The following is a 12,827-nucleotide window of genomic DNA, read 5'->3' on the forward strand; positions in this document are numbered from 1 at the left end:
CCACCGGTGACTCGGACCCGTTGGAGGGGGCATGGGCTTCACGATCGGCGGCATCCGTGAGATGCGATCCGGCTCGCGGCGCCGCGGCCGTGCGGCCGAGGGCACCGCGGTGGCCGAGTACACAGGAATCTGGGGCTGGGCGGTGGCTCCGGGAGCACGGGCGAGGGACGGCGCCTGCTCGTGCGGCGACAGGGTGTGCGCTGCACCCGGGGCACATCCCCTGGACTTCGCCCAGGAGGTGCCGGCAGGCGCCACCTTCACGATCGCCGCGACCGCCTGGGCAGAGGTGCCCGGCGCCTCGATGCTGCTCCCCGTGGGCCGCAGCTTCGACGTGCTCGACGTCGCCGAGACCGCCGGCCGGCGGGCCCTGGTACGCATGGAGCGGATGGGGCTGCCGCTGGGCCCTGTGACGGTGACCCCCACCGGGCGGACGCAGTTCTTCGTCGCCCCAGGCGCCGCGACCGGACTGCCGGGGCTCCTGTACCGGATGGGCTGGGACGACGCGGACCTGGATCTGCGTGCGCTGGGCCCGGGTTCGTACATCACGGCTCCACCGTCCGACCTCGGGGGTCTGGGGCCGGTCCGGTGGCTGCGCCCCCCGCAGCCGGACACGGCTGTCGCTCCCCCGCAGGCACGACTGCTGCTGGGCACGCTGGCCTACATATGCCACCGCTGGTGACAGGCGCGCCAGCCGGAAGGGCGGCGGACCCGAGGAGGGTCCGCCGCCCTTCCGGCGTGCGCGGGGGTACGGGAGTCAGTCGCCGATCAATGCGTCGACGAAGGCTTCCGGCTCGAACGGAGCCAGGTCGTCCGGCCCCTCACCGAGGCCGATGAGCTTCACCGGTACGCCCAGCTCACGCTGGACCGCGATGACGATGCCGCCCTTGGCGGTGCCGTCCAGCTTGGTGAGGACGATCCCGGTGATGTCGACGACCTCGGCGAACACCCGTGCCTGCACCAGGCCGTTCTGGCCCGTCGTGGCATCGAGGACGAGGAGGATCTCGTCGAGCGGCCCGTGCTTCTCGACGACGCGCTTGACCTTGCCGAGCTCGTCCATGAGGCCGGTCTTGGTGTGCAGCCGGCCGGCGGTGTCGATGAGTACGACGTCCGCGCCCTCGGCGATGCCTTCCTTCACCGCGTCGAAGGCGATCGACGCGGGGTCGCCGCCCTCGGGTCCGCGGACCGTGCGGGCGCCGACGCGCTCGCCCCAGGTCTGGAGCTGATCCGCGGCGGCGGCGCGGAAGGTGTCGGCCGCACCGAGCACGACGCTGCGGCCGTCGGCGACGAGCACCCGGGCGAGCTTGCCCGTGGTGGTCGTCTTGCCGGTGCCGTTGACTCCGACGACCATCACGACGCCGGGCGTCTCGGCGCCGCCCTCCGTCTTGACGGCACGGTCGAAGTCGGTGCCGAGAAGGGTGATGAGCTCCTCGCGCAGCAGCGTGCGCAGGCCTTCCGGCGTACGGGTCCCGAGGATGCGGACCCTCTCGCGGAGCCGCTCCACCAGTTCCTGGGTGGGCGCGACACCGACGTCGGCGGTCAGGAGCGTGTCCTCGATCTCCTCCCAGGTGTCCTCGTCGAGGTTGTCGCGGGACAGGAGCGTGAGCAGCCCCTTGCCCAGGGAGTTCTGCGAGCGGGCGAGCCTGGCGCGGAGGCGTACCAGGCGGCCCTCGGTGGGCTCGGGGACTTCGAGCGGGGGGATCTCCGGCTCGATGACCACCGGGGCTTCCCCGGCGGGAGCCTCGGTTCCGGGGGGACCGACCTCCTCGATGGTGCGCCGCGCTTCGTCGCGCGGCGCCTCGGCCTCGTCGCCGATGTGGGGTTCGGCGGGAGGAGTGATGGTCGGCGTGCTCGACGGCGCCGAGGGCGGCAGCTGCTTCTTCTTGCGGCTGCTGACCACGAGCCCGCTGATCAGGCCGACCGCGACCAGGGCGATGACTACAGCAAGGATGACGATTTCCATAACCCGTCCAGTATCGGCCACCGCTGTGGTCCGGGCGCGGTTCCGGGGTTCCGCCCGGACGGACCTTGGGGCGTTATGCACCTTTTGGTGGTAAAGGTACGCTCCTGTCCGTGGAGAATCGCGGTCTCGATCCCGTCCCCGACGCCGAACGCACCGGCCGGGTCGGCGCCCTCTTCCCCACCTGGGTGACGGCGAACATGACGGTGCTGCTGCTGACGGTGGGCGCCGGTCTCACCGTCTTCAACGGGTTGAACTTCTGGCAGGTACTCGCCGTCGCGGCCACGGCCCCGCTGCTCTCCTTCGGGCTGGTCGGCCTGGTGTCGATCGCCGGGAAGCGAGGCGGTTCGCCCGGCATGGCGCTGTCGCGGGCGGTCTTCGGCCAGCGCGGCAACCTGTTCCCCGGCGCCCTGCTGTGGGTGGCCCGCTGGGGCTGGGAGACGGTCAACGCGGTCACCGGCTCCTACGCCACGCTGGCGGTGCTCAACCTGCTGTTCGGTGTCCGGAGCACCACCAGCCTGGTCATGGTGACCCTCACGGCCTTCGTGGCGTGCAGCTTCCTGGTCTCGGGGCTCGGCATCCGGGCACTGCGAGGGTGCTGTGCCGTGTCGTCGTACCTCTTCGGCGGCGCCAGTCTCCTCGTACTGGCCCATGTGATCGGCTCGACAGCGTGGAGGGCCGTCCTGGACCGGCCCGCGGGCCCGGCGGCGATGGTGATCGCGGGGATCGGGACCCTGGTCGCCGGAGGCATCAGCTGGGTCCCCTCCGCCCCGGACTTCGCCCGCTATCTGCCGCGTTCGGCCTCCGGCCGGATGATGGTCGGCGCGACCGTGGGAGGGGCACTGATCATCGTCCTGCCGATGGTGATGATGGGCGCGGTGATGGCGGTGGGCACGCCGGAACTGGCCGCCACGGAGGATCCGGTGGCCTTCATCGGGCCGCTCCTGCCGGGCTGGATCTCGGTGCCGTATCTCCTGATCGCCGTCTTCGGCATGGTGATGATCAACGCCATGTCGATGTACTCCGCCGGCTTCACCGCGCAGACTCTCGGGTTCGCGATGCCCCGCGCCTGGGCCGTGGGCGTGAACGCCGCCATCAGCCTGCTGCTCGGGGGGCTGCTGATGATGGTGGCGACGAGTTTCGTCGACACGTTCATCTCCTTCCTGGCCCTGCTCGCCGTGACGTTCTCCGCCTGGATCGGAGTGTTCGGCGCGGATCTGCTCCGGGGGCGTACGTACGACGCGGCGGCCCTGATGGACACGACGTCCCGCAGCGCCTACTGGTACTCGGCCGGCTTCTGCTGGCAGGCCATGACCGCGTGGGCGGCTGCCCTCGCCGTGGGGCTCCTGTTCACGAGGGTGGAGTGGTTCGCCGGCCCTCTCGCCACCACCTGGATCGGCCGCTACGGCCTGGGCTGGGCGGCGACGCTCCTGGCCGCGGCGGGGGTGTACGCGCTGCTGCCGCGCCCGGCCGTCCGCGGGGACGGCGGCGGCCTCGCCGGCTTCTGACGGCCGGTCCGTCGCGCGGTACCGGCCCGCGACAGCACGCTGCCCCGGTCGGGCGAGTGGCCGGACCGGGGCAGCGTTCTGTTCCGAGGAGAGGGGCAGCGGGGATTAGCCCATCTCCTCCAGCGCCTTGCCCTTGGTCTCCTTCACGAACTTGAGCACGAAGGGGATCGAGAGCACGGCGAAGCAGGTGTAGATGATGTAGGTGCCCGACAGGTTCCAGTCGGCCAGGCTCGGGAAGCTCGCGGTGATCGCCCAGTTGGCGATCCACTGCGCGGACGCGGCGACTCCGAGCGCGGCGGCGCGGATGCGGTTCGGGAACATCTCACCGAGGAAGACCCAGACCACGACACCCCACGACAGCGCGAAGAAGAGCACGAAGACATGGGCCGCGACGAGTGCGACGGTGCCCTGGGTGTCGGGGAGCTTGCCGTCGACCAGGTCGGCGGAGAAGGCCCAGGCCTCGACGGCGAGCGCGATGGCCATACCGGCCGAGCCGACGAGAGCGAGCGGCCTGCGGCCGACCCGGTCCACGAGGACCATCGCGATCACGGTGCCGATGATGTTGATGATCGACGTGGTGAACGAGTAGAAGAACGAGCTGGTCGGGTCGATGCCGACCGACTGCCACAGCGTCGACGAGTAGTAGAACGCCACGTTGATGCCGACGAGCTGCTGGAAGACGGACAGTCCGATACCGACCCAGACGATCGGCAGGAAGCCGAAGCGGCTCCCGAGCAGGTCGCTGAACGTGGACTTGTGCTCGCGGTGCATGGCCGTCTCGATCTCGAGCACGCGGGCGTCGAGATCGACGTTCTTCCCCTCGACCTCTCCGAGGATCTTGCGGGCCCGGTCCTTCTTGCCGATGGAGATCAGGAAGCGCGGCGACTCGGGGATCGCGAAGGACAGCAGCCCGTAGAGGACGGCGGGCACGACCATGACGCCGAGCATCCACTGCCAGGCCTCCAGGCCGCCGATCTCACCGCGCTGGTCGCCGTCGGCGATCTGCAGGATGCCGTAGTTGACCAGCTGCGAGATGGCGATGCCGATGACGATGGCCGCCTGCTGGAAGGAGCCGAGCCGGCCGCGGTAGGCGGGCGGCGAGACCTCGGCGATGTAGGCCGGGCCGATGACCGAGGCCATACCGATCGCGAAGCCGCCGATGATCCGCCACATGGCGAGGTCCCACAGGGCGAACGGGAGCGCGGAGCCGATGGCGCTGATGGTGAACAGCACGGCGGCGATCTGCATGCAGCGGATGCGTCCGATCCGGTCGGCGATGCGTCCCGCGGTCGCCGCGCCGATCGCACAACCGATCAGCGCGATGGCGATGACCTGCGCCAGCGTCCCCGAGCCGATGTCGTAGCGGTCACGGATGGCTTCCACCGCTCCGTTGATCACGGAGCTGTCGTAGCCGAAGAGGAAGCCACCCATCGCCGCCGCTGCGGTGATGAAGATGACATGGCCGAGATGCTCCGGGTGGGCCGCCCGGGCTCCGGAGTCCGGTCCGTGCTCTGTGCTGGTCACATGAACTCCTGATGCCTGGCCGCAACGTCAGGCGTGGGGGGTGAGCTCCTCCAGTGGCGCACAACTTCCCGTCGGACACCACTTGAAGGTAAAAACAACATTGCCGAGGTTATGTGTTCAAGTTTCGAAGTCAAGGCGAGAGTCAGGGTCGAGGAGTGTTGACACCTACCCACTAGCACCCAAAAGGTGCGTTGAAGTGTTGAAGATTAGGTAAAGACGGCGTGCCCGTGTGTGCCCACGGTCCGCCCGGCCCCGCAGGTCCTCAGCGGAGCCGCTGGCTGATCACCTTGGAGACTCCGTCGCCCTGCATCGAGACGCCGTACAGCGCGTCGGCGACCTCCATCGTCCGCTTCTGATGCGTGATCACGATCAGCTGTGAGCTCTCCTGGAGCTCCTCCATGATCCGGATCAGACGCTGCAGATTGGTGTCGTCGAGCGCCGCCTCGACCTCGTCCATCACGTAGAACGGGCTCGGTCTGGCCTTGAAGATGGAGACCAGCAGGGCAACGGCCGTAAGGGATCTCTCGCCGCCCGACAGCAGCGACAGCCGCTTGACCTTCTTGCCCGGCGGCCTGGCCTCGACATCGAGTCCGGTCGTCAGCATGTTGTCCGGGTCGGTGAGGATGAGCCTGCCCTCACCACCGGGGAAGAGCCGGGAAAAGACGCCCTCGAACTCACGCGCGGTGTCCCGGAACGCCTCGGTGAACACCTGCTCGACCCGCTCGTCGACCTCCTTGATCACCTGCATCAGATCGGCGCGGGTCTTCTTCAGGTCCTCGAGCTGCTCGGAGAGGAACTTGTGCCGTTCCTCCAGCGCGGAGAACTCCTCAAGGGCGAGAGGATTCACCTTCCCGAGTTGCTGATACGCCCGTTCGGCCGCCTTCAGCCTCTTCTCCTGCTCCGCCCTGACGAACGGCTTCGGCTGGTTGAGGGGGTGCTCCGGATCCTCCGGAAGCTCCTCGCCCTCCGCCGCGGGGGACGGCGGCACGAGCCGGCCGGGGCCGTACTCGGCGGCCAGACCGGCCGGCTCCACGCCGAACTCCTCCAGCGCCTTCGTCTCCAGCTGTTCTATCCGCAGCCGCTTCTCCGCCCCGAGCACCTCACCGCGGTGCACCGAGTCGGTCAGCCGGTCGAGCTCGCCCTTGAGGTCACGGCCCCGGTTGCGTTCGGCCGCCAGTTCACGCTCGCGCCCCGCCTTCGCGGCCTCGGCCGAAACCCGCTCCTCCTCGGCCCGTACGACGGACACCTCGACGTGCGCGAGCAGCTGACGGGCTCCGGAAGCCACCGCGGTGGCCACCGCCGCCTCGTGGCGCATCCTGGCGCGGCGCTGCTCCGCGCGGGTCCGGGCCTCGCGCTCGGCGCGCGCCCCGCGATCGAGCGCCTCGGCGCGTCCTGCGAGTCCCTTGACCCGTTCCTCGTGGGTACGGACCTGGAGCCGCGCCTCCATCTCGGTCTGGCGTGCGTTCGCGCCGTCGGCGGCGAGCCGGTCCCGTACGGAAGTGTCGGGCTCCTCCTCCACCGGGGTCTCCTCGGCGACGAGCAGTCTCTCGCTCAGCTCCTCCGCCTCCTCGGTGGCACGCTCCAGGGCCTCCTGCGCCCGCGCCGCGGACGCGGTGGTGCGCTCGGCCTCCCCGGCTGCGCCACGGGCCTGCCCGGCCAGGCGGCCGAGCTGCTGGGCCACCCCGGACTTCTCCCGTTCCGCGGCACGGCGCCGTTCCCCCAGCTCCTCCACACGGGCGGCGCCCTCGCTGCGCAGGGTGCCGGCGCGGTGCTGCGCCCCGGCGAGCTCCTCGCACCGTACGGCCAGCTCGGCCAGCTCGGCCGCGGCCTCGTCGACCGATGCCTGCACCTCCAGAAGGCTGGGCGCCCCGGCGGAACCTCCGTGCGCGAAGTGCGCTCCCAGCACATCGCCCTCGCCGGTCACCGCGGTCAGCCCCGGGTGCGCGGCGACCAGGTCCTCGGCGTCCTCCAGCGTGCCGACGACGACCATGTCGCGCACCAGCCGCCGTACGGCCACCATCAGTTCGGCGGGTCCCTGCACGAACCGGGCGACGGACGGTGCGGGCGCGGCCCCCGTCCGGCCGGCGGCCGCGACGGCCGCGTCCGGAACGACCGCGGACACCAGGGCCGACGCCGGATCGGCCGGCGCCGGAACGGTCCGCCCCGGCTGCGCGGCCTGCCCGGTGGCCGGGTACCCGGGTGCACCGGGCTGCCCGCCCTGTCCGGGTACGAACCCCGCACCGTGCTCCGTGCCGCCGCCGTCCGCGCCGGACGCCTGGCCGGGCAGGTGTCCCGCAGCGGCCCCCGCACCTCCGAGCAGCAGCGCCGCGCGGCCCGCGTCCTGCTTGCGCAGCAGACGGATCGCGTCCGCCGCCGTCGCCGGGTCCGTCACCGCGATGGCGTCGGCCGCCGCCCCCAGAGCCGCCGCCACAGCGACCTCGTACCCCTGAGCCACCGTGAGGAGTTCCGCGGCCGGGCCGAGCAGTCCCGACAGCCGGTCCCCCGCGCCGAGCAGCACGCCCGTGCCGTCCTTGCGGCGCAGCCCCAGCGAGAGCGCCTCGTGGCGGGCGGCGAGCGCGGCACGCTTGCGCTCCGCGGAGGTGGCCGCCTCCCGGGCGGCACCGAGTGCGGCCTCGGCCCCGACCAGTTCCTGCTTGGCGGCCTCGTGCTGTTCCGCCAGTTCCGCGTCGCCCGCGTCCAGACCGTCGACTTCGGCCCTGAGCTGTTCGTACTCCTCCTGTGCGGCGACCGCCCGCTCGCGTGCCTCGTCCCGGGTCGCGGTGAGCCTGTCGATCTCCGCCTGCGCCGAACCGGCGCGGCTGCGGGCAGCGTTGACCTGGCCGTTCAGCCGGGCGAGACCTTCGCGCCGGTCGGCGATGGCGCGGGCGGCGTCCCGGAGCCTGCGCTCCTCGGCAGCCAACTCGCGTTCCAGCTCGGCCCGGTGCGCGGTGGTGTCCTCCAGCGCGTGTTGTGCCGCCTCCAGCGCGGCCTCCAGCTCCGCCTCCTGCTCGCGGATCCGGGCGGCCTCGCGCTCCATGTCCTCGGGGTCCCGGCCGCGCCGCTCCTCCTCCGGTGCGGCGGAGGCGCTCTTCACGCGCGCGTCGGCGAGCGAGATCGTGCCCCGTACGCGTTCGGCCAGTTGCGAGAGTTCGTACCAGGTCTGCTGGGCCCGCTGCAGCCTCGGCGCCAGCCGCCGTACCTCGTCCTCGAGGTCGGCCTCGCGGGCGAGCGCCGCCTTGAGCTCGGCCTCGGCCTTCTCCCTGCGCAGCTTGAGCGCCGCCTCGTCGGCGATCTCTCCGCGCAGCGCGTCGTGCAGCCCGACCAGGTCGTCGGCGAGGAGGCGCAGCCGCGCGTCACGCAGGTCGGCCTGGATGACGGCGGCACGGCGGGCGACGGCGGCCTGGCGGCCCAGCGGTTTGAGCTGGCGCCGCAGTTCGTCGGTCAGGTCCTGGACCCGGGCCAGGTTGGCCCCCATCGCCTCCAGCTTCCGCAGCGCCTTCTCCTTGCGCTTGCGGTGCTTGAGCACGCCGGCCGCCTCCTCGATGAAGGCGCGGCGCCCCATCGGATCGGCGTGCAGTACGGAGTCCAGCCGCCCCTGCCCGACGATGACGTGCATCTCGCGGCCGATACCGGAGTCCGAGAGGAGTTCCTGGATGTCGAGCAGCCGGCAGGTGTCGCCATTGATCTGGTATTCGCTGCCGCCGTTGCGGAACATGATCCGGGTGATCGTCACCTCGGCGTACTCAATGGGCAGCGCACCGTCGGAATTGTCGATGGTCAGGGACACTTCCGCGCGGCCGAGCGGTGGTCTGCCGGTGGTGCCGGCGAAGATCACGTCTTCCATCTTGCCGCCGCGCAGGCTTTTGGCGCCCTGCTCGCCCATGACCCAGGAGAGCGCGTCCACCACATTGGATTTTCCGGACCCGTTGGGACCGACGACGCAGGTGATCCCCGGTTCGAACCGCAGGGTCGTGGCGGAAGCGAATGATTTGAAACCACGCAGGGTCAGGGCCTTGAGGTGCACGCCGCCGGACTCTACCTTTCACTCTCGGTTTCGCTGATGAAGGTGCAGGGCACATCAGACGGTAGGCGAAGAGCGATAGATCCGGGACGGGCCGGGGGGCAAAGAAAGAAGGGACGCCGAGGCGTCCCTTGTAATTCGCATGCAGTCCTGCGTGACGGATCGCGAGCGGACCGGATCACAAGCAATCCATGGTGTTCCCGGACGACGATCCGTGACGAAGACATTCCAGTGGTGATCCCGTACGGCTGCCACGTGCAGCCCGACCGGCCCCGACAGGGCCATCGGTCAGGTCAGCGCGGGCTCCGCCTGGGGTACGTCGATGTCGATGCTGTCGAGCAGCGACTCTTGGTGCTGGGCGGCGGCGTTCAGCGCGTCGTTCTCGTCCTGGATCCGTACGAGCTCGGATTCCAGGTCCTGGACGCGCTGCTGGAGCCGTCGCATCTCGGCGAGGAGTCGCGGATCGGAACCGCCGACGTAACCGAGAAGCGCCTTTGCCATGATGGATGGTCCTCCACACTGAGTGACCGACCGATGCGGTGTGGGTCGTGAGGGAATCGCACCCGCGGTGCTCGGCAGTGCTCTGTCTTCACTGTGGTTCTGCTGCCAAACAGCTCTGCCAAACAGCTAAGGTGCGCGGGGTTTTCAGCGTCTCACCAAAAAGTTTGACGGTCAACACGATCACACCCCGTTGAGGCGGGTGTCCCGGGGGTGCGCGGCCGGACGATCATGCGGCGCGACTCTCCTGCGGGGTCCCGAGGGGCGTGGAGATCTTCGTCAATGCCGCAGCCTGGCATGACATGACGTTCTTGGCAACCATGCTCCGCCGACGGGTTCTTTCGCAGGTCATTTCGGGTGCGAGGTCCTCGACGGCCGGCGCCGTCACCCCTCGCCGCTCCCCGGATACGGAGCGGATCCGCATGCCCTTCGTCACCCCGGTCAGCGGATTGCGAATCCCTCGTATCCACCGCGCGGCGTGTCCCAGATCTCAGTGACGCCGTCCACACGGCCGGGTGTGTCGTCGGAGCCGAGCCAGTCCAGCAGACGGTGGCAATTCTCACGTGTCCCTTCCGCGACAACCTGCACTCTGCCGTCGTCGAGATTGAGGGCAAAGCCGGTGAGGCCTCCGATCTCCAAAGCATTTGCCCTGGTGAACCAGCGGAACCCTACTTGCTGTACTCGGCCGCGTACCCAGACGACCAGTCGTGCATCTTCGCTCATGCCCGAACGCTAACGGGCCAATTGCTCAACGAGCACGTCGCCCCTTTACGCCATGGCGTACAGTCCCCTCGCAATAGCCTCACCCGAATGGGTGAGATCGACAGTGAACACGGTGACGTCGCAGTGACGCCCGGAGCAATAGGAAGGCACAGCGCATGGGACGCCATCGACGCTCGGGCGCAGCCCCCGCCGCTGACCAGCACACAGCAGACGGGACAAGCGGGCACCGCGGCAACCGCCGCAGGAAGCGGGCCGGGGCGCCTCTGCGCACCGGACTCCTCGGCGTGTCCGCGGCCGTGGCCGTCGGCGCGGTCGCTGTCGCATCGGGTCTGCTGCCCGGCGGTGACACCTACAGCGTGAGCGGCGGCCCCGCCGCCGACCAGGTCCGCGCGGGCGGTGCCCCGGACCTGCTGACGCAGGGCGGTTCCTCCGCCACGCCGACCGACCGCACATCGGAGTCCGCGTCCGCGCAGGCCGGACGGAGCAGCGTGCGCCCTGCGGCGCCGTCGAAGTCCGCCTCGGCCACTCCGACGAAGGAGCCGTCCGCCACCGCCTCGAAGCCGGCGGCCAGGAAGGCCGACAAGCCGACGAAGAAGCCGGAGCGCACGAAGGCGCCGGCCACGGAGTCGAAGAAGCCTTCGAGCCCGGCCACCAGGGCCCCCGCCGCGCCGAAGAAGCCGTCCGCCACTCCGAGCCGCTCGACCGCGGCCCCGACGGCCGACACCTCCGCACAGGCCGAGGTGCTCGCCCTGGTGAATCAGGAGCGCGCGAAGGTCGGCTGCCGCCCGGTCACCGCGAGCGCCTCCCTGAACGCGCTCGCCCAGAGCTTCAGCGAGGACATGGCAGCCCGCGGCTTCTTCGGCCACACCGACCCCGACGGGGCAACCCCCTGGGACCGCGCCGACAAGGCGGGGGTGGAAGGCCTCGGCGGCGAGAACATCGCCCGCGGCCAGGCCGACGCGCAGGCTGTGATGGACGCCTGGATGAACAGCGACGGCCACCGCGCGAACATACTCAACTGCGACTACACGACGCTCGGCGTGGGTGTGCAGCTCGGTTCCGGCGGCCCGTGGTGGACGCAGGATTTCGGTTTCTGACCGGCTCCCGGCCGCCTTCCGGCCCCTTCGCGACGGCATGACGTGTGCAGCGCTCACCAGAAGTGAGCGCTGCACACGCGTAAGCTGGCTCGCATGGGCGGGACGGACATCGGCGGGACAGAGGCGGACTCCGCGCGCGACGGCAGCGAAGTGCCGTTCGACGTGTTCTCCCGGAACTGCCCCTCGCGCGGAACGCTGGAGCACGTCACGGGCCGCTGGGGCAGTCTGACGCTCGGCGCGCTGCACGGGGGCAGTCTCCGCTTCAACGAGCTGCGCCGCCGGATCGACGGGGTCAGCGAGAAGATGCTCTCCCAGACCCTGCACGCCCTGGAACGCGACGGCCTGGTGCACAGGGATGCCCGGCCCACCAACCCGCCGCGGGTCGACTACGAGCTGACAGCTCTGGGCCGCGAGGTCACCGGACAGTTGCTGGGACTCATCCACCTCGTACAGGGCAGCATGCCCGAGGTGCTCGACGCACGCGGGCGCTACGACGGGACGCGCGGAGCCTGAGCCCCCTCAGCCGGTACGCGGACGCGGCGGAACGGCCGGAACCGCCTCAGCCCGTACGCGGCCGAAGGCCCGAGCACTCTCAGCCCGTACGCGGCGGACGCTGGCAGCGTGGGCAGAAATAGCTGGAGCGGTTCATCCAGGGGTGACGGCGCATCGGCGTCCCGCAGCGGCGGCACGGCTCGTCCTCGCGTCCGTACGCGTCGAGCGACCGGTCGAAGTAGCCGGACTCGCCGTTCACGTTGACGTAGAGGCTGTCGAAGCTGGTGCCACCCTGATCGAGCGCCTCGTGCATCACCGCCCGGACATGGCCCAGCAGCTCCGCCGACTTCGGCCGGGTGAGGGTCGCGGTGGGCCGCTCGTAGTGCAGCCGGCTGCGCCAGAGCGCCTCGTCCGCGTAGATGTTGCCGACCCCGCTGATCAGGGACTGGTCGAGCAGGGCTCGCTTGACCGTCGTACGGCGCAGGCGCAGCGCCGTGTGGAACGCCGCGTCGTCGAAGGCCGGGTCGAGGGGGTCGCGCGCGATGTGAGCGATGACGTCGGGCAGCCCGTCAGGGGTGTTCTCGTGGAGCGAGAGCCCGCCGAAGGTCCGCTGGTCGACGAAGCGCAGTTCGGTGCCGAGATCGTCGTCGAAGCGGATCCTGATCCGCAGATGCTTCTCGTCGGGGGCCTCCCCGGCCTGCACCAGCAGCTGACCGCTCATGCCGAGGTGGCCGAGCAGCGAGGAGGACACCTCCTCCAGCGGCACCCAGAGGTACTTGCCGCGGCGCATTGCCGTGCCGAAGCGCCGGCCCGTCAGCCGGGCGGCGAAGTCCGGCCCGCCCGCGAGGTGCCTGCGGACCGCCCGCGGGTGCAGGACCTCCACCTCGTCGACGGTCCGTCCGGTGACCCAGCGCTCCAGACCGCGCCGGACGACTTCGACCTCGGGCAGTTCGGGCACGGCGCTCCTTCGAAGACGAACCAGCAGACATGACAGCAGACGGCGGAGG

At 70.5% G+C, this 12,827-nt stretch carries 10 protein-coding genes; 4 read left to right on the plus strand and 6 right to left on the minus strand.

Annotated features, from left to right (window positions below; translation table 11 throughout):
* The first annotated feature begins 31 nt into the window (after positions 1 to 31).
* Complete coding sequence (locus tag OG844_RS19380; RefSeq protein WP_406391851.1) at positions 32 to 679, plus strand: bifunctional DNA primase/polymerase; 648 nt, start codon at positions 32 to 34, stop codon at positions 677 to 679.
* A gap of 75 nt (positions 680 to 754) precedes the next feature.
* Here OG844_RS19380 and ftsY read toward each other — a convergent pair whose 3' ends face one another.
* Entirely contained in the window at positions 755 to 1,960 is a 1,206-nt protein-coding gene (gene ftsY / locus OG844_RS19385) for a signal recognition particle-docking protein FtsY (protein WP_406391853.1), read from the minus strand.
* A 110-nt stretch (positions 1,961 to 2,070) separates the two neighbouring features.
* Between ftsY and OG844_RS19390 the strand changes: the two genes are divergently transcribed.
* The gene (locus OG844_RS19390) at positions 2,071 to 3,465 is read left to right on the plus strand and encodes a cytosine permease (protein WP_406391855.1); all 1,395 of its coding nucleotides are present in this window, start codon (positions 2,071 to 2,073) and stop codon (positions 3,463 to 3,465) included.
* A 105-nt stretch (positions 3,466 to 3,570) separates the two neighbouring features.
* Here the strand turns inward: OG844_RS19390 and OG844_RS19395 are convergent, their stop codons facing one another.
* The 4 genes from OG844_RS19395 to OG844_RS19410 form a co-directional block, all read right to left on the minus strand.
* Positions 3,571 to 4,989: a sugar porter family MFS transporter gene (locus tag OG844_RS19395; RefSeq protein ID WP_406391857.1), complete on the minus strand. Its 1,419-nt coding sequence runs from the start codon at positions 4,987 to 4,989 to the stop codon at positions 3,571 to 3,573.
* Between the two features lie 262 nt (positions 4,990 to 5,251).
* Positions 5,252 to 9,013 (minus strand): AAA family ATPase, encoded by a 3,762-nt coding sequence (locus OG844_RS19400; RefSeq protein WP_406391858.1) that lies wholly within the window; start codon positions 9,011 to 9,013, stop codon positions 5,252 to 5,254.
* Between the two features lie 285 nt (positions 9,014 to 9,298).
* Positions 9,299 to 9,511 carry a hypothetical protein gene (locus OG844_RS19405; RefSeq protein ID WP_018551753.1) on the minus strand — a complete coding sequence of 71 codons (213 nt, stop codon included), beginning with the start codon at positions 9,509 to 9,511 and terminating at the stop codon, positions 9,299 to 9,301.
* Between the two features lie 438 nt (positions 9,512 to 9,949).
* Complete coding sequence (locus OG844_RS19410; RefSeq protein WP_329206975.1) at positions 9,950 to 10,231, minus strand: acylphosphatase; 282 nt, start codon at positions 10,229 to 10,231, stop codon at positions 9,950 to 9,952.
* A 155-nt stretch (positions 10,232 to 10,386) separates the two neighbouring features.
* Between OG844_RS19410 and OG844_RS19415 the strand changes: the two genes are divergently transcribed.
* Positions 10,387 to 11,328: a CAP domain-containing protein gene (locus tag OG844_RS19415; RefSeq protein ID WP_406391859.1), complete on the plus strand. Its 942-nt coding sequence runs from the start codon at positions 10,387 to 10,389 to the stop codon at positions 11,326 to 11,328.
* A gap of 93 nt (positions 11,329 to 11,421) precedes the next feature.
* Positions 11,422 to 11,841 carry a winged helix-turn-helix transcriptional regulator gene (locus OG844_RS19420; RefSeq protein ID WP_406391861.1) on the plus strand — a complete coding sequence of 140 codons (420 nt, stop codon included), beginning with the start codon at positions 11,422 to 11,424 and terminating at the stop codon, positions 11,839 to 11,841.
* A gap of 79 nt (positions 11,842 to 11,920) precedes the next feature.
* Here the strand turns inward: OG844_RS19420 and mutM are convergent, their stop codons facing one another.
* Positions 11,921 to 12,778: a bifunctional DNA-formamidopyrimidine glycosylase/DNA-(apurinic or apyrimidinic site) lyase gene (gene mutM, locus OG844_RS19425; RefSeq protein ID WP_406391862.1), complete on the minus strand. Its 858-nt coding sequence runs from the start codon at positions 12,776 to 12,778 to the stop codon at positions 11,921 to 11,923.
* Positions 12,779 to 12,827: the final 49 nt, after the last annotated feature.

The organism is Streptomyces sp. NBC_00887, assembly GCF_045207585.1.